The following is a 21820-nucleotide window of genomic DNA, read 5'->3' as shown; positions in this document are numbered from 1 at the left end:
CGGCGCGTTTCCCTCCTTTCAAGCCAAAGCGATATTTCATGTCCCTGCGCTCCAATCTTGCCGCCCTCCTGTCGGTTGCCTTGTTGTGGAGCGGATCCGCATACGCGCAGGGCACCAAATCCAAGGCTGCCTCGCCCCAGGCCGCGCAGCCCGCGGCTCCTGCCGCGCAGCCGCAGACCGATGTTGCGCCGGCGCCGCAAGCAGGCTGGGCCGCGCGCTGCACCAGCGCGAGCCGCGAGGCCCCGCTGGAATGCGCGATCGAGCAGAACGCGGTGCTGACCAAGACCGGACAGCTCATCGTGCTGATCAACATCCGCGTGCCTGCCGACACCCGCATACCCACGGCTCTGATCCAGCTGCCGCTCGGCCTCAATATCCCCGTCGGCGCCAAGCTCCAGGTCGACGAGGGCAAGACGGTCGATCTGCCAATCCAGACCTGCGAGAATCGCGGCTGCTATGTCTCGACGCCGATCTCCGCAGACCTGCTCGCGGCGCTGAAATCCGGCAAGCAGCTGAAGGTCTCCTTCCAGAACATGTCCAAGGAGACCATCAACATTCCGATGCCACTGAATGATTTTGCCGCCGCCTACGACAAGATCAAGTAACGGGCTGTCTTCTCACCCACCGCCAAGATAAGCCTTCTGCACCTGCGGATCGTTCGCCAGCGCCGTCGCGGTGCCGGCCAAGACGCTCCTGCCCACCTGCAACACCGTCGCGAAATCGGAGACTTCGAGAGCGAGCTCGATCGACTGCTCGGCGAGCAGGATCGTCAGGCCCTCGCGATGCAGGCGGCCGAAGGTTTCGTACATGGACTCCACGACCGCTGGCGCCAACCCGAGCGACGGCTCGTCCAGCATCAACAGTTTTGGGTCGCTCATCAGCGCGCGGCCGACCGCGAGCATCTGCCGCTCGCCGCCGGACATGGTCCCGGCGCGCTGGTTGCGGCGCTCCCGCAGCCGCGGAAAAATCTCGTAGACGCGCTCGAGCAGCGCCGCCTTGCGTGACTTATCCTGCAAGGGCGTCGCGCCAAGCAGAAGATTGTTCTCGACGCTCTGCTGCACGAACAACCGCCAGCCCTCCGGCGACAGTGCAAGCCCCTTGCGCACGATCGCAAAGGCACTTTGCCCGGCGATCGCCTCGCCGCGAAAGCTGATCGTGCCGGCGTGTACCGGGATCAGGCCTGCGATCGCGTTCAGCGTCGTGGTCTTACCACCGCCGTTGGAGCCGAGCAGCGCGACGATGCTGCCCTCGGGCACCTCCAGCGACACGTCGGACACGCCGATCAGGTCGCCATAGCGCACTTCGAGGTGCTCGATCCGAAGCAAAAGCCCGCTCATGTGGGGCCGCCCATCAATTCAATCGGCGTGTGGCCGGCGGCCGCTTTGGCGGCGCGCGTGCCGAGATAGGCCGCGATCACCGCCGGGTTCGCCGTTACGTCACGCGGGCTGCCGTGGGCAATCTCCTTGCCCTGGTGAAACACCATCACGCGGCTCGCCAGCGACATGATCACTTCCATGATGTGTTCGACGATGACGAGCGTGATGCCGGCGCGATGGATGTCGCGCACGAGGTCGATCGCAAGCTTGACCTCGTGCCCATTGAGGCCCGCCATGGCTTCATCGAGCAGCAGCACCTTCGGCTCGGTCGCAAGAGCGCGGGCAATCTCCAGGCGCTTGCGGCCTGGCGTGCCGAGCGAGCGCGCCGGCGCATCCGCTAGCCTGATCATCCCGACCCGCTCAAGCACCGCGCGTGCCTTGGCCTCGGCTTCGGCACGATGCGTGGCGCGCAGAAAGGCACCGATCATGACGTTCTCGAGCACTGTCATGCCCTCGAACGTCTGCGGCACCTGGAAGATCCGCGCGAGCCCGAGCTGCGCGCGCCGCTCCGGCGCGAGATCGGTGATGTCGCGGCCTTCGAACAGGACGCAGCCCGAGGTCGTCCTGAGATCGCCGGTGAGGCAGTTGAAAAAGGTCGACTTGCCGGCGCCGTTCGGCCCGATCAGGCCCAGGATATCGCCCTGCTCCAACGTCACGGAGGCATCATCGACCGCCTTGAAGTTGCCGAAGGCCTTTGTGATGCCGCGCGCTTCAAGGAGCATGAGGCGCTCCCGCTGCGTTTCCCGGCTTGGTTCGTCGCTTGAAGAGGCTCAAAATGCCGCCGGGCTGGAAGCGCGCGATCAGCACGATGATCGCGCCGTAGACCACGAAGGTGAGGCCTGCGCCCTTGCCGCCAAGCACGCTGTTGGAGATTTCCTCCAGCGGCACAAGGATTGCGGCGCCGACCAGCGGACCGAACAGAAGCCCTGCCCCGCCGAGCGCGGCCATGATCAGGATCTTCACCGAGATCAGGATGCCGAGGCCGGACTCAGGGTCGACGAAACCAAACATCATCGCATAGAGCGCGCCGGCGACACTCGTCAGCGCGGCGCTCAGCATGAACGCGTAAAGTTTCGTGCGGCTCGCGGGCGCACCGAGCGAGCGCGCGGCTCGCTCGGAATCCTTGATCGCACGCAGATAAAATCCCGTCCGGCTGTTCGTCATCCGCCAGGTGATGAAGAGCGTGACCACAAGGACCAGGAGGAACAGATAGTAGTATGGCAGCGACGAGATAAACGAGAGATCGAAGATGTTGCGAGCGACCGTCGGGCCGCTCAATCCCACCGCCGCGCCAAGATAGTCCGTGTTGGTGACGATCAGCCGCATCGTCTCGGCAACCGCAATCGTCGCCATGCTGAAATAGTGGCCAGACAGGCGCAGCGTCGGCACACCGATGACGGCCGCCAGTGCTACCGCAATCACGATGCCACCGGGGATGCCGAACAACGGCGACAGCTCGAACTTGGCGTAGGCCCCCATCGCCGCATAGGCGCCGCAGCCGAAGAACACGACATGGCCGACGGAGACCTGCCCCGCATAACCGCCCACGATGTTCCAGGCCGAGGCCGCGATCGCATAGAGCAGCACCAGCGCGCCGAGGCGCTGCTGGAACGGCGAGGACAGCAGCAAAGGATAGGCAATCGCGACCGCTGACAGCACCGACAGCCAGAGCAAGCGCCGCATCACATCTTCCCCATCAGGCCCTGCGGCCGGAACCATAGGAAGAACAGGAACAGGATGTAGACGATGATATCCTTGTAGACCGCGCCGATCAGAAATCCCGACAGCGACTCGATGACGCCGATCAGAAGGCCTGCGACCAGCGCGCCCGGCACACTGCCGAAGCCACCGAGGGAGACCGTGACGAAGGCAACGATGCCGAGCGTTTCGCCTACCGTCGGCACGATGTAGAAGAAGTTCGCGATCAGCGCGCCGGCAAGTCCTGTCGCGCCCGCAGCAATCGCCCAGGCGATCGCCTGCATGGTGTCGGGCCGGATGCCCATGAGCTGGGCCGCGGTTGCATCCTCCGCCACCGCCAGCATTTTCGAGCCGAGCGAGGTGCGCGTGAGCAACAGGTGCAGGCCGAGCGTCACGAGCAGTGCGACGACGCCGGCGAGCAGTCGCGAGGCCTCGAGGCGCAGCCCCGCCACCGCATAGGTGCCGCCGACGATATTCTGCGGCAACGACTTGAAGTCGGCACCGAACCACCAGAACACGGAATAGCGCAGAAGCAATGCGAGACCGAAGGTGCCGAGGATCTGCGCCAGCATCGGCCCCTTCATGATGTCGCGGATCAGGCCGAAATAGACGACGACACCCAGCGTCGCCAGCACCAGCACCGCCAGCGGCGCGCCCAGAAGCGGCCCGGCGCCCATCAGGGTGTAGACGACATAGGCGACGTACATGCCGAGCATGACGAAATCGCCGTGCGCGAAATTGACGATGTTCATCACGCCCCACACCAGGGTGAGGCCGGAGGAAAACAGGGCGTAGACGGCACCGAGCAGGAGCCCGCCGACGATCACCTGCACGAGGACAAAGGACATGAGCCGCGCTGCTCTATCAAGCCAACGAAAAAGGCGAGACCGCCGGTCCCGCCTCCGAAATCGTCACCAGCCCTTGTAGGGCATCGCCGGCGCCTTCTCGGCATTGCCCTTCGGCCACACCGAGGCGTAATTCTCGCCGTCTTGAAGCTGGATGATGTAGGCCGACGCCAGCACGTTCTGCCCCTTCTCGTCGAACTTCACCCCGTTGTAGCCCATGATGAGCTGCTCGGGCTTGAGGTCCGTCGCCTTCAGCGCCGCCTGGATTTTCGCTGGATCCGTCGAGCCCGCGCGGTCGATGGCGTCGACCAGCACGAAGAAGCCCTGCATCTCGCGCCCGACCGTGTCCTCCATCTCCTCGCCGCTCTTCTTCTTGTACATGTCGGCGATGACGGCAGTGGGCGAACCGGCGGGGCCAACCGCCCAGGACGAGCGGTTGAACGCGCCCTGCGAGAGCTTTCCGACCGCCTTGATGAAGGACGGATCGGAATAGCCGGCATCATCAGCCAGCAGCATCGGCGGCTTGTAGTCGAGCGACTGCATGGTTTTCGCAAACAGGATCGCATCCGACGTGTAGGAGATCATCAGCACGACGTCGGGCTTCTTCTCCTTGAGCTGCAGCACCTGCGCCTGCAAGTCGGTGGCGTTGACGGCATAGGCGACGTCGATGACACCGGTGCGCCCCTTCGCCTTGAAGCCAGTGGCGATCGTGTTGGCAACGGAGGTGCCGTATTCGGTGTTGTCATGGACCACTGCGATGGTGTCGGTCTTGGCTCCGGCCGCCTTCATGTCGGTCAAAAAATCGTCGTAGATGCGAACGAAGTCCGGCGCGATCGGCGTGGTGCGGAAAAACCATTTGAAGCCGCGCTCGGTGAGATTGGCGGCGACCGATTCCGGCGTCAGATACGGAATGCCATATTTCTCGGCGATCGCGCTCGATGTCAGCGTGATGCCGGACTGGTAGGCGCCGAGGATCGCGACTACCTTCTCTTCCGTGATCAAGCGCAGTGCCTGGTTTTGCCCGGTGGCCGGGCTGCCCTGGTTGTCGGCGATGACAATCTCGACCTTGGCGCCGCCGAGGCCTGCGAGCCCGGCGTTCTTCGCAAGCGGCAGCTTGTCTAGCTCGGGATGGGCGTTGTTGATGATGTCGGTCGCGACTTCGAGCGCGGCCTTGGCATGCGCACCGATCGACGCCGTGCTGCCGGACATCGGCAAGATGACTCCGATCTTGACGGCCTTGTCCTCAGCCTGCGCGCCTCCCGCAAGCACGACGGACATCGCGGCCGCGCAAAGCAGCCGGGCAGCGAGCTTCCATGTCATGAACCAGACCTCCCAAAGGGTTTCCCCGACCAGATTCTTAAGGCTTGGAAGCTTCGGCGAGCAGCCTGCTTCCATTTGATTTTCCTGGCGCGCGGAGGATGGCATGGCAGTCTGGAACCAGCAAGGTGAAACGCGATTGCACAATGCCGCATTGGCAAATGCAGATCATGCCCGCCCCCATCGCGAAGACGCCTTCGCGCTTGCGGTGCGTTTCGTTCGATCTTTGCCGGCGGTCAGGCCGGCACCGCTCGATGCACCTCGATGAACGTTTCGAAGCCGCCGAAGATCAGGCGCTTGCCGTCGAAGGGCATGCCGGCGTTCTTCAGCCGGGGATCCTCCATCACCTTCTTGTTGATGGCGTCACGGCTCTCCCGGTCGCGGTAGACGATCCACGACAACACGACGATCTCGCCCTCCTTCGCCATCACCGCGCGCGGAAAGGAAGTGACCTCGCCATGGGGAACGTCGTCGCCGATGCATTCGACATAGTCGAGCGCGCCATGCTCCATCCAGACCTCGCACGCCGTTCGCGCCAGCGCCTTGTAGGCGTCGATCTTGTCCTTTGGCACGGCGAGCACAAAACCATCGACATAGGCCATCCCAAATCTCCTTCTGCGAGTTGCCTCACCCGAGGACGATCGAGGAGGCGACGTCCCGACCCGGCTCTCAGGGTTTGAAGATGGGGCAAACCGTCGCGCGCGCCGCCACCTTGCCTGCCCGCGCCGGCCGCGGCTTTGGTTACCTGGGTTCGCGCCCTTGGAGCGGCACGAAAATCCCCTCCACAGCAGCGCTTGCAAGGCTGGAGGCGAGCGGGTAGAACCCCACCACGCCTGAGCCGTGATTTGCGCCGCGCGCGCCTTCGGCCGTCGCCCGACAGTTCAATAAATCATTGAATTCGTTAGGCAATTCCGTTGGGGAATGGTGTAACGGTAGCACAACAGACTCTGACTCTGTTTGTCTTGGTTCGAATCCAGGTTCCCCAGCCAGCGAAATTCTTCAATTTAGTCAGAGATGCTGCCGAGAATGGCTCGCGCGTCACCCGGCGCGCTGCTGCGGCAATTGCTTTAGAGTTGCGATGTCGCTGGGGGTGATCAATGTTTTTTCGGCGCTATGTTCGCGGCACGTTCGCCGGAGCAGTCTTTCTGGCCTCTTCCGCCATGTCGCTTGCGGGATTCAATCCCGCATCCGTCTATCAGGAGGCTCCGGAAGTCGCCGTGCGCTATCCCGATGCGGAGGTGCACTACACCACGCCGGCCTTTGCGCCCGGAAAGCAGGACTTCACCTCGCATAACGAGTTGATGGCCTTCCTGGAGACGCTCGCTGCCAAGTCGCCGAACATGCGGATGAAGATTGACGCCCGCTCCCAGCAAGGACGCGTGCTGCCCGTCCTGTTCTTCTCCCGCGATCAGAACGCGCTAGGCAATGGAGCGAAGCCGGTGGTTCTCATCATCGGCCAACAGCACGGCAACGAACCTGCCGGCGGTGAAGCGGCCCTGGTTCTGGCGCAGCGCCTCGGCACCGGCGATCTTGCCGATCTCCTCTCCGCGATCGACGTCATCATTGTCCCGCGCGCCAATCCGGATGGTGCTGAAGCATTTGTCCGCGGACTGGCGAACGGCATGGACGCCAACCGGGATCATACGCTGCTGCGAACACCGGAAATCCAGACGATCGGCGCTCTGTTCAACCAATTCCATCCGCAACTTGTGCTGGATTGCCATGAATTCACCGTGGGCGGCCGCTGGATCGAGAAAGTCGGCGGCGTCCAACGCATCGACGCGATGATCCAATACGCCACGGTCCCCAATCTTCCGCCGAGCCTGGAGAAGGCCGAATCCCAGCTTTTCCTTCCGGCGATCTTGCAGGCCTTCGATACGCATGGCCTGACGCATGACTGGTATCACACGACCGACGGCAGTCGTCGCGACTCGCCCATCGCGATGGGCGGAATCGGACCGGATACCGGGCGCAACGTCGCCGGCTTGCGCAATGCCGTCAGTTTCCTGCTGGAAACCCGCGGCGTGGGGCTTGGGCGCGCGCATCTGGCGCGGCGGGTCGAGACGCATGTCGTTGCGGCCGAAGCCATCCTGCAACTGGCGGCCAAGGATCCCGGCGCATTCATGCAGTTGTCGAAGCAGGCTTCAATCGAGGCCACGACGTCCGACAAGCCCGTCGTCGTCGTCGCGCATGGACATCACGAATCGCGAGAGATGGTGTTCGTCGATCCCAAGACCGGTGCGGATAAACCCGTCACGGTAACGTGGGTCTCCGCGCTGAAGATCGACCCGGCGCTGACTCGTCCCCGACCAGCCGGCTATCTCGTCAGCCGTGATAACACCCAGGCCATCGATGCTATCAAGCGGGCTGGCCTGACCTTTCAGATCGTTGCGAATGCTGCGGTGGTTCCAGGCGAGCACTATCGGGTGACCGACGTTACTTCGGGAGCGAAGGAAGATGTGCGCGGCGACGACACAGGTGCCGGAGCGATCATCAAGGGGACTTTTGCGCTGGAGAAAGCCGACATCGTTTTAACGCCAGACGATGTCTTCATTCCGTTCAATCAGCCCCTATCAGGCCTTGCCGTCGCACTGCTGGAGCCTGAAAGCGACGCGGGTCTGGTCGCCAACAAGTTTGTTCCAGCCACCAACGGACAAGTCTTGTCGATTTCGCGTCTCGATCGCGCGCCGTAACGCATTCAGTCCTTCGTTGCGCGGCGAGACGGGACAAGTGAAGACCAAGCTCCTAGCCCCATCAGGAGGAGTTCGTTCACTGGCGCGGTGAGACGCCCTGACGGCACAACCTGTAATAGCGTAATTAACGGTTGGCCAAGCCCGCGCAACTCGCGGCGTCTCGGCGGTTCCGACGAAACCCTTTCCTGAACCGGCGAAACACGCCTGAAACAGTCCGCCCCCTATGCTGGCCGTCAAAATCATACAGGGACGGCCACCATGCAATTCTTCCTCGAGCTGATCTGGGACTATTCCTGCGGCCAATACCTCGTTGCCCTGCCTGAGCGGGAGGATGAGCTATGATCGAGCTGATCTCCGCTTTCCTCGCCCTTTGCAGCATTGGCGTTTTTGCAGCGCACGCGCTCGACGCCTACCGCACCTCGCACTCTTGAGACGGGGCGCTAGCGCGCCCCCTCCCCATCGATCTGCCGCCCCATCAGCGCGATCGCCTTCTGGTACACGCCGGCGGCGTTCCAAGCTTCGATCGCCGCAAAGTTCGGCTCGCCCGGCTGGTAGCCGGAGCCGGCGCGCCAGCCATGCGCTTTCAGGAAGTTCGCCGTCGAGCTCAACGCATTGGCGGCGTTGTCGAGATTACCGGTACCATAGGCCAGGATGTTCTTGGGCATGAACTGGGTCTGGCCAACCTCGCCATGCATGGACCCGCGCTGGCCGGGCGACATTGAGCCACGATCAATCAGCTTCAGGGCCGCATAGAGCTGGTCGGTGAAGAACTCTGGCCGGCGGCAGTCATAGGCGAGCGTCGCGATCGACGACAGCATGTTCTGATTGCCGCGCTGGCTGCCGAAGCCCGTCTCCATCCCCCAGATCGCGATCAGCGGCCCCGGCGGCACGCCGTAACGCTGCTGGATCGAGGCGAACAAAGCAGCCTGTGACTGCTTCAGCGAGCGTCCCCGCGCCACGATGGTCGCGGCGCCGCGCTTGGCCAGGAATTGGTCGAGGGAGAGCGAAAAACTGTGCTGGCTGCGATCGGCCGCAATGGTCGCGCTGGCGTAATTGGCCTGCATCAACGCGCCGACGCCGGTCGCGCCGATGCCCTTGCCACGGGCCTCCTCGCCGAACTCGCGCTTCCAGCCTTCGAAGCCGCCGGGCCCGCTGCCACACTGCGCGGCGCTGGCCGTCCCGAGATGTGCGAACAGTGCGATCGCGCCGAGCGCGGCCGTTGCAATGATGCTGCCCCTGTTCATTTTCATTCCTCTGTTCGGGGCATGCGCCCTGCTCGCAACCAACCGACGGCCGGCATTCGCCTGCCTTCACGGCATGATCCTACGCCAGCTCGGATCGCTCAAGCCCCGCCGCGCCCAAACAACGCGTGGCCCGGCGCTTGACAATCGCGATGTCATCCGCCGAGCAGAAAATCCACCATGATGCCCTGGTGCTGCTGGTACATGTCGGTGCCGGTCGCCGTGACGCAGCCGATCGTTCGCGCGGCTGCGATGAAGGGCGAGACCTCCGGCTTGGTGATGACACAGCCGCAATAGGTCGACGACACCAGTTTTGCGACGTCGACCGGCAGCGGGTCGCCTTCCTGCATGCCGGCGGGCGTGGCGTTGGCCACGAAGTCGAAACCTGTGGGGTCGACTGAGCCGGCCAGCGCGCGGCCCTTGCCGAGCCTGTTGAGCTGCTCAATCAGCACGTCGCGCCGCTCAGGTGACGCGTCATGAACGGCGATCTCGCGGACGCCAGCCTCGACCAGCGCGAGCGCAATCGCCGAGCCCGCGCCGCCAGCACCGACCAGCAGCGCGCGCATCCCCTCAGGGTCGATCCCCTTGGCGCGCGCCGCACCGACGAAGCCGAGCCCGTCCACCATGTCGCCATGCCAGGCGCCATCCGCACGGCGGCGCATCAGGTTCACGGTGCGCAGGAAGTGCGCGCGGTCGGTGGCGCTGGCGCAGGCCTGGTAGCAGGCGAACTTGTGCGGAATGGTTGCAACGATGCCGTCGAGATTCTTCAGCCGCGTCGCCACCGCGAGGAAATCGAGCAGATCGGCTGGCGCGACCTGGACGGGGACGAGGATGCCATCATGACCACGTGCAGCAAAGGCGGCCGTGAGCCCTGCTGGCGAGCGCACCTGGGCGATTGGGTCGCCGACGATGACATGGAGCCGCGTCGCGCCGCTGAGCGTCAAAGGCACGCCACTCAAGCCGGCACCACAGAGCCGCCGGTCTCGGCAGCGGTCCCATAGGTCAATTCCAGTCCCTCCAGATTGCCCTCCTTGCGCCACCTGGCGAGTAGCCGCAGGAAGGCCACCGGACCGCGCCAATACTGGCTGTTGCGCGCGGCGATCGGATCGAACACACCTTCGTTGTTGTAATAGCCCGGCGTGCATTCAGCGAGATAGGTCTGCCGGCCGATCGCGGCCTTGACGACCTCCTCGACCCAGGCGTTTTCGGCTGCGAGCGTCGGCTCCAGCGTTCTCGCGCCGCGCTTTCGCGCCTCGTTGATCACATAGGCGATGTGGCGCGACTGCTCGTCGATGATATGCGGAAAGTTGGCGCTCTGGCCGGCCTGCACCGTCATGATCAGGAAGCAGTTGGGAAAGCCGCGGCTGTAGAAGCCGTGCATCGTCTTCACGCCCTCGCGCCAACGCTCGGTCAGGCTGAGGCCACCTCGGCCATAGAGCTCAAACCCCATGCGGCGGGCATAATCGGTGCCGACTTCAAAACCGCTGGCATAGATCAGGCAATCCAACTCAAAAGCCTTGCCATCGACGATGACGGCGCCTTCGGTGATGCGCTCGACGCCGTGGCCTCTGGTATCGACCAGATGCACGTTGGGGCGATTGAAGGTGTCGAGATATTCGTCGTGGAAGCACGGTCGCTTGCAAAACGCCTTGTACCAGGGCTTTAGTGCTTCGGCCGCCGCGGGGTCCTTCACCAACGCATCGACGCGGGCGCGGATCTCCTCCATCTTCCGGAAGTCAGCCTGCTCGATCACCTTGAGCGCCTGTTCGAGGGATGTGACCGGCTCCGGCTGACGGCGCGGCGCGAGCAGGATTTCGCCGAGCAGGCCTGTCCAGCCGTCCTGCACCAGATCCTCCTCGAACGGCTCGCCTGATATCACCGCCGTAAAATTGTCCATGCGGTCGCGCTGCCAGCCGGGTTTCAGGCTCTTCGCCCAAATATCATCCGTCGGCCGGTCGTCGCGCACGCCAATCGCGGACGGCGTGCGCTGGAAGACATAAAGCTCCTTTGCCGCGCGGCCGAGATGCGGCACGCATTGCACGGCAGTCGCGCCGGTACCGATGATGCCGACGCGCTTGTCGGCCAGTCTCGTGAGCCCGCCGTCCGCGGTGCCGCCCGTGTAGGCGTAGTCCCAGCGGCTGGTATGAAAGCTGTGACCTTTGAACGTTTCGATGCCGGGAATGCCCGGCAGCTTTGGCCGGCTCAGCGGACCGCCGGCGAGGATGACGAAACGCGCACGGATCTCGTCGCCGCGATCGGTCTCGACCAGCCAGCGCGCCTCCTCTTCCCGCCATTCCATCCGTGAGATGACGGTTTGAAACAGTGCACGCTCGTAGAGGCCAAAATGACGGCCGATCCGGCGCGAGTGTTCGTAAATCTCGGGCGCGCGCGCATATTTGCGCACGGGCATGTAGCCGGTCTCTTCCAGCAGCGGCAGATAGATGTAGCTTTCGGTATCGCAGGCAGCCCCCGGATAGCGATTCCAGTACCAGGTGCCACCGAAATCCGCGGCCTTTTCCACGATGCGGAAATCGTCGATGCCGGCCTCACGTAGGCGCGCGCCGCACAACAGGCCACCGAAGCCGCCACCGACGACGACAACCTCCGTCTCCTCGCTGATCGCCTGTCGCGTGAAGCCGGGGTCGGCCCAGAGGTCGTCGAGATAGTGGCCGAATTCGCCGATCACCTCGACATATTGCGCCTTGCCCTCAGCGCGCAAACGCCGGTCGCGTTCGTCCCGATAGCGCGCCCGGAGCGTCGCGATGTCGATGTCGGATGCGCCGGCTGTACCGGTCCGGTGATTGTCCGATGACATCGATGCTTCCTCCGGGGCGGACGTTGCTCTTCCGACAACTGATGCCAGTTAGCCCACAAAGGGCGGGATGTGCAACGCGGGCGCGGTTTTTGCGCAGCGAAAGGATCATCGATCCCATTCGAGGACGTCGTGCTGTCGTATTCCGACATGCACCCGCCTTCGTCGCGACGGGTACCAGTCCCGGAAAGCAATCATCGATTGACAAAATGTCGCGGGATGGAAAACATGATGGGCGCTGGCGGGACCATTCAGGCATCGAAGCCTTGACGGGAGATCATTTCAATGACGAAGGACACCCTGACATCGGCAAGCCGCCGGCAGAGCCTGATCGCGATGCTCTCCATTCCGGCGATCGCGCTGGCGGCATCATCATTCACGATCGATACGGCGGCACATGCCGCAGAGTCGGGCAATCTGCCACGCGTTCTCGTGCTGGCGACCGGCGGGACGATCGCCGGCCAAGCCGATCCACGGGCAGCCGGCGCCTACAAATCCGGTCAGATCACCGGCGAACAACTGGTCGCCTCGGTCCCGGGCCTCGATAAGCTCGCGAGCGTGAATGCCGAACAGATTTCGTCGATCGGCTCGCAGGATATGAACGACAAGGTCTGGTTTGCGCTGGCCCGTCGCATCGAGCAGGCGTTCGACAAGAACGAGGCCGATGCCGTCGTCATTACCCACGGCACGGATACGCTGGAGGAGACTGCGTTCTTCCTCGACAACGTGGTCAAGAGCGACAAGCCGGTCGTCATCGTGGGCTCGATGCGTCCGGCCACGGCGGTCAGCGCGGATGGCCCCGGCAATCTCTATGAAGCCTTCCAGGTCGCCGCCGATCCGCGCTCGCGCGGGCGCGGCGTCATGGCCGTGTTGAACGACAAGATCCAGAGCGCCCGGTCGGTGACCAAGACCAACACCACCAGCGTCGAGACGTTCATGTCACCCAACGACGGGCCGATCGGCTATGTCGACACCGCCGGCGGCGTTCGCTTCATGGCGCAGGCGCCGAGTGCGAACCGTAAGGCCTATACGCTGCCGGCAAGCGATCCACTACCCCGCGTCGAGATCGTCTACTCCCATGCCAATATGGATGCCGTTCCGATCGAGGATGCGATTTCGCACGGCGCAAAGGGCATCGTGCTTGCTGGCGTCGGCGACGGCAACACGTCGAAGCCCGCGCTCGACGCGCTCGAGGCGGCTGCGAAGAAGGGCATCATCATCGTCCGCGCCACGCGCGTCCGCTCGGGCTTCGTCACACGCAATGTCGAGGTGGATGACGACAAGAACGGCTTCGTCGTCTCCGAGGACCTGAACCCGCAGAAGGCGCGCGTCCTCACCCAGCTCCTCATCGCGAGCGGCGTCACCGCTCCGGCCGAGCTTCAGAAGGCCTTCACCGCGACCTGGTAGCTAGTTCAGCACCTCGACGGTCGCCGAGCGACCGGCGACCAGCGCGACGTTGTCGGGGATCTGGTCGAGCGCGATCCGCACGGGAACGCGCTGCGCCAGACGCACCCAGCTGAACGTCGGGTTGACGTTGGCGAGCAAATTCGCACCCGCCGCGCGGTCGCGATCCTCGATGCCGGCCGCGATGCTTTCGACATGGCCGGTGAGCCTGGCAGGCTCACCCATCAGGCGGACCTGCACCTTGTCGCCAATGCGGATGCGCGCGAGCTTGGTCTCCTCGAAATAGCCTTCGACATGCAGCGTGTCGGTGTCGACGAGCGCCATCACGCCCTTCCCGGCCGTCACATACGCGCCCGGCCGCAGGTCCATGTTGGTGATGACACCGTTCACCGAGGCCCGCACGTCGCTGCGATCGAGATTGAGCTGGGCCACTGCCCGGTCGGCGACCACCTGATCGTAGGCCGCCTTGGCCTGCAACTGCGTGGCGAGCACCTGCTCCTGCTTCTGCTGCGAGACCGCGTCGGTGGTGAGCGCGCTATAGCGCTTGAGGTCGGCATTGGCCTGGTCGAGTGTCGCGCGATGGCCGGCGAGCGCAGCGTCCGCCTGCTGCAGCGCCAGCGCAAAGCGCTCGCGGTCGATGCGGAACAGGACGTCCCCGCGATGGACCTTCTGGTTGTCCTTGACCAGAACCTCCGTCACGAAACCTGACACGTCGGGCGCAACCTGGACCACGTCGGCGCGGACGCGCCCGTCGCGCGTCCAGGGCGACTCCATGTAGTAGGCCCAAAGCCCGCGGCCGACGGCGAGCGCCGCGACGACGACCAGCACGGTCAGAGCCACACGACCGAGCCACCCAAAACTCCCTTTCATGGCAGAAACTCCGAAAGATAGACGACGCCGCCGAGAATGCAGACGAACAGCGCGAAATTGAACAGCGCGCGATGCCAGACCAGCCGGTAGAGGCCGAAGCGCTGCATCAGCCGGCGCAAGAGAGCGCTGAGCGCAAAGGCCACGATCAGCCACAAGAGCAGCGCCGGAACGAGCACGCCGTAAATGTCGATCTCGTACCTCATGCCGCAAAGCTCTCCCCTCGTTGCGGACGATAGGCTGGCGCCAGCGGAAACAGCCCGCGCCGGATGCCGACGAGCCCGAGCAGCGCGTCCTCCCGCGCCTGCGGGTTGGGATCCTCGACGGCCGCGGCGAGCGCAGCGTCGATGCGCGTCAGCAGCTCAGTCGGCATGCCGCCGCCGGTATAGCTGCGGAATGCGACGGCGAGCTGGTCCAGCATGTCGTCGAGAACGAAGAGCGTGGACGCGGCTAGGCCATAGCGAGCCCGCCTAAGGTGGATGATGTTGAGCCCGATGCGAAGCTGGGCCAGGCTCTCGGTGTCGCGACGGTCGGCCTCCGAGACGAAGGCGATACGCTGCACGAGCAATCCCATCCGGTGCAGCATGAGACCTGCGAATTCCGCGCGATCATGCTTGCCGCGGCGCTCGGCAGCAACCGCGAGCGTCTTCCAACTCGACAGCACCAGGCGCTTGGCGATCCACTCGGCCCCCACCCCGCGCGCGATCCTGGTCACGACCTCCGCGGCGACGATGCCGAGAAAGAAGGCAATGGTGGAATTGGCGAAGGCGCCAAACTCCGCGCTGTAAGTGGATTGCAACGCGAGCAGCGTCGCGGTGTTGACCGCGAGCGCCGCACCGCTGCTTGCGGTCGCCGGCCGCGCGATCAGGAGGCCGTAGAGCAGGAAGGTCGGTGCCAGCGCGGCGATGAGGACCTCGATATGGGAGATCGCGGGCACCAGCGCGAACAGATAGATCGCGACCACGACGATCGCGACCAGCGACCACAGGCCAAAGCTGCGGATGAATCGCGCGGGCTCGTCCTGGGCGGCAAAGAAGCAACAGGCAACTGCCGCCATCATCGGCGCCGAGGCGCCATCCGGCCAGCCGGTCCCGATCCAGAAGGCGCAGCAGATCAGGATAGCGATGACGGCGCCGGCCGCCGACCAGAGCGCGAGACCGCTGTCGCGATGCCGCATGGGCGCAACACCAGCCTCGGGATCGAAGGCCAGATCGACCGTGGAAATCCTGCGGCCGGCAGCGATCGCCTCGCTCAGCGCGCGGCAGTCACAGGAGAGATCGACGAGCTCGCGCAACCGCGACAGGAGACTGGTCGTGATGATCCGCTCCCAGGAGGCGTTGCCGTCGAGCGCCGCCTGCCGCGCCTCGATCGTGGCGCGGATCGGGTCGGCCGGCAGCCGCGCGTCCTCCGAGGCCCACGTGCCGAGATCCTCGAGCAGGCGTTTCAGCTCGGGCTGTGCCTGAAGGCCCCGTTCGCCAAGCGCGGCCAGCCGATCCTCGATCGAGGCGATCACCGGCAAGAGCATCAGCATCCGCACGCGGATCTCACGAAGGCCGGTCACGGCTTCGGCGTCCGCCACGCGGTCATAGCTGAGATGGACCGCAAGCGTGCCGATCTCGACGATGTCGGTGGCAAGGCGCAGCCGGAGCGCGCGGCGTGCTTCGTCGGTGCCGCGACCGAGCAATGTGTCGTTGCTGAGGCGGCGCGCGTCGCTGAGCCAGTTGTCGACCCGCGCCGCGACAGCCGGGGCGACGCTGCGGGGAAACACGATGGTCGAGACCAGGCTTGCACAGATGATGCCGAGCGAGATCTCCTCCACGCGCGCAATCGCGACGTCAAAGATGTTTCCGGGGTCGGAAACAGAGGGAAAGCCGATCAGCGCAACCGTGTAGCCGGCCAGCATGAAGAGATAGCTTCGCGGCGTGCCATCGAGCAGCGAGACATAAAGACAAAGGCCGACCCAAAGCGCGATTGCGAGGCAGAGCAGTTCCGGCGCGTCGACGAGATTGGGCACCATGGCCACCGTCGCGGTGGCTCCGATGAGCGTCCCCATCACACGGAAGAATGCCTTCGAACTGGTCGCGCCGGCGAGCGGCTGCGAGGTGATGTAGACGGTCGCCATCGCCCAATAGGGCCGCGGCAGATCGATCCATAGCGCGATGACGAGCGCCAGCATCGACGCGGCAAACGTCTTCAAGGCAAAGATGAGGCCCGCGTGGCGGACCAGGAACGGCTCATCAGCGCGCATGACTATTTCGCCTCTGAACCAGTCTTCGCGTCATGCAGGCGGCTGGCGCGCTGCTCGATGCGCTGGAGCGCCGCGAAGGTTATCGCAAGTTCCTCGGCTCCGATATCCTTGAGCAGGCTCGCCCGCACCCGCCGCATCACACGGTTGATCTCCTCGACCTTGGCGTCGCCCGTTGCTGTGAGATGTAGCGTTTTGGCACGTCGGTCGGTCGGGTCTTCGCGGCGTTCTACGAAACCCTCGGCCTGCAGAAGATCGATCAGCCGCACCAGCGAGGGGCCCTCGATCCCCAATTCGTCGGCGAGCACGCCCTGGCGCACCGAAGTTCCCTGCCGCGACAGCAGCAGGAGCGGAATCGCGGTCGCATAGGACAGCCCATGATCGGACAGCGCCTGGTCCGACTCGCGGCGCCAGATGCGGCCAAGGCGCGCAATCAGCCGACCGATCTCGGCGTGGATATGGGACTGCGAGGGGGCCATGCAAATTAGATAGGACACAAACTATTAGGAGGCAACTATATAGACCGGGATATTGCGACCAATCACAGGAAAGCGAACGAGACCGACCACATCATGAGCGCGGGTTCCACGACGGAGGCAGGCCAGGCGCTGCAACGCGGCAGCAGCCTGTCGCTCGTGCCGACCTTCGTCGTGGTGGCCGTGGATGCGACGGGATTGGGGATCATCCTGCCCCTGCTCCCATTCTACTCGCAGCGGCTCGGCGCAACACCGTTCGTGCTGGGCATGCTGATCTCGGCCTACGCTGTCTGCCAGCTCATAGCCGGACCAGTGGTGGGCATGCTCTCGGACCGCTACGGCCGCCGCAAGGTCCTGCTCGTCAGCCAGATCGGTACGTTCGTCGGCTTTGCTCTGCTCGCGCTGGCAACCAACCTGACCCTGGTCTTTCTCGCCCGGATCACCGACGGTCTGACCTCGGGCAACATCTCAGTGGCGCATGCCTATGCGGCCGAGCACAGCGCGCCGTCGACGCGCAAGCAGGCGCTCGGGATGACCAGCGGAGCGATTGGAACGGGCCTGCTGCTGGGACCGGCGCTCTCCGGCTTTCTCGTCCATTACGGTGACACCGCGCCAGTGTGGGCCGCCGCGGCACTATCGCTCATCAGCATTTTGGCGACGGTCAGCCTGCTGCCGCCCGACCATCCCGCCTCCGAGCCGCTCTATCATCACCGCGTACCCCAAGCCGAGGTGACGCGTGCGATCGTCGGCATGCGTCATGCGTGGCGGGTGCTCGGTCTCCTGATCGTGTTCTTCTTCGTCAACTCGATGTTCCTGTCGCAGATCGGCCTGTTTCTGTCGGCGCGGTTCTCATGGGACGGGCATCCCTTCGGCGCGCGCGAGCTCGGCTGGGTGTTCGCCTATGCCGGCTTCATCAACATGGTTGTTCAAGGCCTGCTGATTACGCGCGCGAACCGCTTTGCATCCGACCGCGGCATCGTACTACTGGCGTTCGCGTGCATGGCGCTCGGATTTTCCGGCCTCGCGATCGGAAACAGCAACAGCCTGTTCGCCATATTCCTGACCCTGATCATCATCGGCACCATGTTCACCCGCAGCACGCTGACGGCGGAATTGTCACGCAGCGCCGCGATCAACCGCCAAGGCATGATCATGGGCCTCAACCAGTCGCTGATGTCGGGCGCCAACATCACCGCGCCGCTCCTGAGCGGCGTGCTGATCGGTCATCGGCTCTACGTCGTCTGGGCGCTCGCGATGGCAGCCATCGCGGCAATTGGAGCGGCACTGACCTACCGATTGCCCGCCTCGCCCCGGGCGCGCTAGGCGCCTGCCTCAGTTGGCTTCGTAGACGTCGCGATCGTAGCTCGAGCTCGGCTTCCTGAAGGCGTTGCGGAGCGCTGGTGACATCGGGACGTTGAAATTGATCCCGTTCGGCGGCACCGGCGATTGCAGCCACTTCTTGTAGAGCACCTCGATCTCCGGGCTCTGGTAGAGCTCGGCGGTAGCGCGGTCGGCGAGCGCCTTGAACGGCGCGTCGTCCTTGCGCAGCATGATCCCGAATGGCTCAGCCTTTGAGAAGCTCTCGTCGCTGATCATGTAGAGCGACGGCTCCTTCGAACGCGCGATCGCTACCGCGAGCTGCACGTCGTCGAGCGCATAGGCCTGCGCGCGATCGGTCTCCAGCATCAGAAAACCCTCGGCCTGATCCTTGGCCGGAAGAATATTGATTCCGAGATTGCGCTGCGTATTGACCTTGGCGAGCTGGTTCAAATTGACCGATCCGGCCACCGCTGTGACGGATTTGCCCTTGAGATCATCGATCGTATTGAGCTTCTCCGCCTTCTTGGCCGCGAACCGCGTCGCGCTCAGAAAATGCGTATTGGTGAAGGCCACCTGCTTCTGGCGGTCGGCGTTATTGGTGGTCGCCGAGCAGTGCAGATCGAGCGTGCCGTTGACCATCAGCGGGATACGGTTCGATGACGTCACGGGCGTGAACTCGACGGCGATCTCGGGCAGACCGAGCTGCTTCTTCACGGCATCGACGACTTTAAGGCAAATATCGAGCGCGAAGCCGACGGGCTTCTGGTCGCCGTCCAGATAGCTGAAGGGAATGGACGCTTCCTGGTAGCCGAGCGTGATCTTCTTCGTCTCCTTGACCTTCTCGAGCGTGCCTCCGAGGTCTTCGGCTGCAACCGGTCCGGTCACAAGGGCAAGGACGAAAAGCACGGCACTGAGGCGCATCAATCTCTCCTGGCGTCGTGTCGACTTCGGGCATCTATGCCCAGGCCGCGACGAGCCCCTGAGCCGATACGCAATTCTCTGTGTATCGTAGCCCACATCGGCTGCGATGAGTACGAGCGGCTGTTTCTACCTGCTATCGCGTATTTATATTGCGCTGGACGAATCGGACGAGCGCTCCTTCGCGTCGATCCAGATTCCCGCCTGCGAATGCTCGCGGATGTGGTTGACCAGGAAGTCGGAAAACACCCTGATCTTGGCGGGGAGCCTGACGCGGTTCTGGTAGGCGATGTTCATCGTAAGCAAAGGCAGCTCCCAGTCCATCAACAGCGGCACGAGCTGGCCGGAGGAAATGTCGCCCTGCACGATATAAAGTGGCTGGATGAGGATGCCGAGGCCGGCGAGCGCGGCGCCGCGGATCACCTGGCCGTCATTGCTGTCGAGCGTCGGCGCAATGCGGACGGTCTGGACCACATTGTCCTTGCTGAGCCGCAGCGAATAGGGATCGTTGGCGAGGTTGTAGATCAGCATGTCGTGGCGCGCGAGATCGGCGGGATGCTCCGGCCGTCCTTGCCTTGCCAGATAGGACGGTGCTGCCGCCAGCACGCGCCGCATCTGGCCGATGCGACGGACGACGATGTTGGAGTCGGGCTCGTGTTCCCTGGTGCGGATCGCGACGTCGATGCCCGCCTCGATGAAATCGGGATAGCGGTTGGCGGTGATGATCTGCACGTTGAGCTTTGGATAGAGCGCGCGGAACGCCGGCAGCATCGGTGCGAGATAGATCATGGCAAACGACAGTGAGCTCGTGACCCGCAGCATGCCCTTCGGCGACAGCGCGCGGTCCGAGACTGCGTCCTCGGCTTCGGCGAGTTCGTTCAAGAGCGTACTGCAACGTTGCAACAGCTCTTGCCCTGCTTCCGTCAGCCACTGCCGGCGCGTATTGCGCTCGATCAGCCTCACCGCGAGCCGCTCCTCCAGCGCGCTGAGGTGCCGGCTCGCCGCCGCATTCGACATCCGCAACGTCTCGGCCGCCTTGGAAAGGCTGCCAAGTTCGGCCGTTTTGGAGAAGACTTCGAGCTGGAGAAGGCGGTCCATTTTTGCGAAACTCGGAAAAGAGACTTACGATTTTTGGCCTTTATTTCCGATTTCTGCAAGGCAAAATGCCTCCAACAAAGCAAGATGACCGGCGAGGAAATCAGGAAAATGTCGGGCCCGATCAGGCACATCGTGATGTGGCGGCTGCGCGGGGAGACGCCTGCGGAGCGCTCCGCTGCCCGGCTCAAGGTCAAAACCCTTTTCGAGGGCCTGAAGGGGCAGATCGACGGCCTCATCCATATTGAGGTCGGCCTCGACGTCAGCGATGTCGACTACGCCTGCGACGTCGTGCTGTTCTCCGAATTCGCCGACCAGGCCGCGCTTCAGGCCTATGCAACCCATCCGGAGCACCTGCGCGTCCGCGAGGAGCTCGGCGACTTGCGGATCGGCCGCTTCCAGGTCGATTATCCCATCAAAGAGACCGGCGCATGATCGGTTCGTTCACCTTCGAAAACCTCCCCTGCCGCGTCGTATTCGGCAGCGGAACGCTTGCGGCGGCCAAGGCCGAGGTCGAGCGGCTCGGCGGCAAGCGTGCGCTGGTGCTGACGACGCCGCAGCAGGAGGCGCAGGGCAAAAACCTCGGCGTTGCACTCGGCCCGCTCTATGCCGGCCTCTTTGCCGGCGCCACGATGCACACCCCCGTCGAGGTCACCGCGAAGGCGCTCGCGGCGATGAAGGCCTGTGACGCCGACTGCGTCGTCTCGCTCGGCGGCGGCTCGACCACGGGCCTTGGCAAGGCGCTGGCGTTACGCACCGGCGTCAACCAGCTCTGCATCCCCACCACCTATGCCGGCTCCGAGATGACGCCGATCGTCGGCCAGACCGAGAATGGCCTCAAGACGACGGTGCGCGATGCGGCCGTGCTGCCGGAGACCGTGATCTACGATGTCGACCTGACCTTGACGCTGCCGGTCGGCCTGGCAGCGACTTCCGGCATCAATGCGATTGCGCACGCGGTCGAAGCGCTTTACGCGCGCGATGCCAATCCCGTGACCTCGCTGATGGCGGAAGAAGGCATCCGTGCGCTCGCCCGTGCCCTGCCCGCCATCGCCGCGAAGAGCGATGACCGCGAGGCCCGCACCGAAGCGCTGTATGGCGCCTGGCTCTGCGGCGTCTGCCTCGGCACCGTCGGCATGGCTCTGCATCACAAGCTCTGCCACACGCTCGGCGGCACATTCGATCTTCCGCACGCTGAGACCCACACCATCGTGCTGCCGCATGCGTTGGCCTACAATGCGCCCGCCGTGCCCGATGCGATGATGCGTATCTCGCGTGCGATCGGCGCGGCCGATGCATCGCGGGGACTCTACGACCTTGCGAAGCGGCTGAATGCAAAGCTGGCGCTGCGCGATATCGGCATGCCCGAGGGCGGCATCGACAAGGCGGCTGATCTCGCGGTCACTAACGCCTACTGGAATCCGCGCCCCCTCGAGCGCAACGCCATCTGCGACTTGATCGCGCGCGCCTGGGCGGGCGAGCCGCCGGCCGCAACCAAAGCGGTGGCCTGAGG

At 64.2% G+C, this 21820-nt stretch carries 21 protein-coding genes and 1 tRNA gene; 7 read left to right on the top strand and 15 right to left on the bottom strand.

The genetic code is table 11. The annotated features are described in order from the left end of the window. The first annotated feature begins 38 nt into the window (after positions 1–38). The gene (locus Q3C01_RS02085) at positions 39–605 is read left to right on the top strand and encodes an invasion associated locus B family protein (RefSeq protein WP_458143426.1); all 567 of its coding nucleotides are present in this window, start codon (positions 39–41) and stop codon (positions 603–605) included. A gap of 12 nt (positions 606–617) precedes the next feature. Here Q3C01_RS02085 and Q3C01_RS02080 read toward each other — a convergent pair whose 3' ends face one another. The 6 genes from Q3C01_RS02080 to Q3C01_RS02055 all read right to left on the bottom strand — a co-directional run bounded on the left by Q3C01_RS02080 (position 618) and on the right by Q3C01_RS02055 (position 5838). After that, positions 618–1337, bottom strand: coding sequence for an ABC transporter ATP-binding protein (locus Q3C01_RS02080; protein ID WP_458143425.1), 720 nt, complete (start codon positions 1335–1337; stop codon positions 618–620). After that, the gene (locus Q3C01_RS02075) at positions 1334–2098 is read right to left on the bottom strand and encodes an ABC transporter ATP-binding protein (RefSeq protein WP_458143423.1); all 765 of its coding nucleotides are present in this window, start codon (positions 2096–2098) and stop codon (positions 1334–1336) included. The genes Q3C01_RS02080 and Q3C01_RS02075 overlap by 4 nt, the downstream gene beginning before the upstream one ends. Then, the gene (locus Q3C01_RS02070; protein WP_458143422.1) at positions 2088–3059 is read right to left on the bottom strand and encodes a branched-chain amino acid ABC transporter permease; all 972 of its coding nucleotides are present in this window, start codon (positions 3057–3059) and stop codon (positions 2088–2090) included. Before Q3C01_RS02070 ends, Q3C01_RS02075 begins: the two co-directional genes overlap by 11 nt. Further along, a complete protein-coding gene (locus tag Q3C01_RS02065) occupies positions 3059–3922 on the bottom strand; it encodes a branched-chain amino acid ABC transporter permease (RefSeq protein ID WP_458143420.1) in 864 nt (287 codons plus the stop codon). Before Q3C01_RS02065 ends, Q3C01_RS02070 begins: the two co-directional genes overlap by 1 nt. Positions 3923–3985: 63 nt before the next feature. After that, positions 3986–5239, bottom strand: a complete 1254-nt coding sequence (locus Q3C01_RS02060) for an ABC transporter substrate-binding protein (RefSeq protein WP_458143419.1) — start codon at positions 5237–5239, stop codon at positions 3986–3988. A gap of 233 nt (positions 5240–5472) precedes the next feature. Then, positions 5473–5838 carry a DUF1428 domain-containing protein gene (locus Q3C01_RS02055; protein WP_458143418.1) on the bottom strand — a complete coding sequence of 122 codons (366 nt, stop codon included), beginning with the start codon at positions 5836–5838 and terminating at the stop codon, positions 5473–5475. A gap of 313 nt (positions 5839–6151) precedes the next feature. Here Q3C01_RS02055 and Q3C01_RS02050 point away from each other — a divergent pair. Together Q3C01_RS02050 and Q3C01_RS02045 are read left to right on the top strand one after the other, a co-directional pair. Beyond that, positions 6152–6225, top strand: a tRNA-Gln gene (locus tag Q3C01_RS02050). Positions 6226–6333: 108 nt separating this feature from the next. Then, positions 6334–7929 (top strand): M14 family metallopeptidase, encoded by a 1596-nt coding sequence (locus tag Q3C01_RS02045; protein ID WP_458143417.1) that lies wholly within the window; start codon positions 6334–6336, stop codon positions 7927–7929. Between the two features lie 440 nt (positions 7930–8369). Here Q3C01_RS02045 and Q3C01_RS02040 read toward each other — a convergent pair whose 3' ends face one another. The 3 genes from Q3C01_RS02040 to Q3C01_RS02030 form a co-directional block, all read right to left on the bottom strand. Then, entirely contained in the window at positions 8370–9173 is an 804-nt protein-coding gene (locus tag Q3C01_RS02040; protein WP_458143415.1) for a lytic murein transglycosylase, read from the bottom strand. 152 nt (positions 9174–9325) lie between these two features. Further along, the gene (locus tag Q3C01_RS02035) at positions 9326–10120 is read right to left on the bottom strand and encodes a shikimate dehydrogenase family protein (protein ID WP_458143414.1); all 795 of its coding nucleotides are present in this window, start codon (positions 10118–10120) and stop codon (positions 9326–9328) included. A 5-nt stretch (positions 10121–10125) separates the two neighbouring features. After that, positions 10126–11985: a flavin-containing monooxygenase gene (locus tag Q3C01_RS02030; protein WP_458143412.1), complete on the bottom strand. Its 1860-nt coding sequence runs from the start codon at positions 11983–11985 to the stop codon at positions 10126–10128. A 282-nt stretch (positions 11986–12267) separates the two neighbouring features. Here Q3C01_RS02030 and Q3C01_RS02025 point away from each other — a divergent pair, with 282 nt between their 5' ends. Beyond that, entirely contained in the window at positions 12268–13389 is a 1122-nt protein-coding gene (locus tag Q3C01_RS02025; protein ID WP_458143411.1) for an asparaginase, read from the top strand. On the opposite strand, the gene Q3C01_RS02020 is transcribed toward Q3C01_RS02025, so the two are convergent. The 4 genes from Q3C01_RS02020 to Q3C01_RS02005 are packed head-to-tail and all read right to left on the bottom strand — an operon-like array spanning position 13390 to position 16977. After that, positions 13390–14256 (bottom strand): efflux RND transporter periplasmic adaptor subunit, encoded by an 867-nt coding sequence (locus Q3C01_RS02020; protein ID WP_458143410.1) that lies wholly within the window; start codon positions 14254–14256, stop codon positions 13390–13392. Next, on the bottom strand, positions 14253–14459 hold the full coding sequence (locus Q3C01_RS02015; RefSeq protein ID WP_254094511.1) for a DUF1656 domain-containing protein: 207 nt from the start codon (positions 14457–14459) through the stop codon (positions 14253–14255). Before Q3C01_RS02015 ends, Q3C01_RS02020 begins: the two co-directional genes overlap by 4 nt. Beyond that, positions 14456–16501 (bottom strand): FUSC family protein, encoded by a 2046-nt coding sequence (locus tag Q3C01_RS02010; RefSeq protein WP_458143408.1) that lies wholly within the window; start codon positions 16499–16501, stop codon positions 14456–14458. The genes Q3C01_RS02015 and Q3C01_RS02010 overlap by 4 nt, the downstream gene beginning before the upstream one ends. 2 nt (positions 16502–16503) lie before the next feature. Next, a complete protein-coding gene (locus tag Q3C01_RS02005; protein ID WP_458143406.1) occupies positions 16504–16977 on the bottom strand; it encodes a MarR family winged helix-turn-helix transcriptional regulator in 474 nt (157 codons plus the stop codon). 93 nt (positions 16978–17070) lie between these two features. On the opposite strand from Q3C01_RS02005, the gene Q3C01_RS02000 reads away from it, so the two are divergent. Next, positions 17071–18297 (top strand): MFS transporter, encoded by a 1227-nt coding sequence (locus Q3C01_RS02000; protein WP_458143404.1) that lies wholly within the window; start codon positions 17071–17073, stop codon positions 18295–18297. 9 nt (positions 18298–18306) lie between these two features. Here Q3C01_RS02000 and Q3C01_RS01995 read toward each other — a convergent pair whose 3' ends face one another. Continuing rightward, positions 18307–19215: an amino acid ABC transporter substrate-binding protein gene (locus tag Q3C01_RS01995; protein ID WP_458143402.1), complete on the bottom strand. Its 909-nt coding sequence runs from the start codon at positions 19213–19215 to the stop codon at positions 18307–18309. Positions 19216–19359: 144 nt separating this feature from the next. Beyond that, positions 19360–20310, bottom strand: a complete 951-nt coding sequence (locus tag Q3C01_RS01990) for a LysR family transcriptional regulator (RefSeq protein WP_458143400.1) — start codon at positions 20308–20310, stop codon at positions 19360–19362. 108 nt (positions 20311–20418) lie between these two features. On the opposite strand from Q3C01_RS01990, the gene Q3C01_RS01985 reads away from it, so the two are divergent. Both Q3C01_RS01985 and Q3C01_RS01980 read left to right on the top strand, forming a co-directional pair. Next, positions 20419–20742: a Dabb family protein gene (locus tag Q3C01_RS01985; protein ID WP_458143399.1), complete on the top strand. Its 324-nt coding sequence runs from the start codon at positions 20419–20421 to the stop codon at positions 20740–20742. Then, complete coding sequence (locus Q3C01_RS01980; RefSeq protein WP_458143397.1) at positions 20739–21818, top strand: maleylacetate reductase; 1080 nt, start codon at positions 20739–20741, stop codon at positions 21816–21818. Before Q3C01_RS01985 ends, Q3C01_RS01980 begins: the two co-directional genes overlap by 4 nt. Positions 21819–21820 lie beyond the last annotated feature (2 nt).

The sequence above is a fragment of the Bradyrhizobium sp. UFLA05-109 genome (assembly GCF_054185165.1).
The sequence above is the reverse complement of the archived record's forward strand: the minus strand, read 5'-3'. Positions and strand labels throughout refer to the sequence as shown.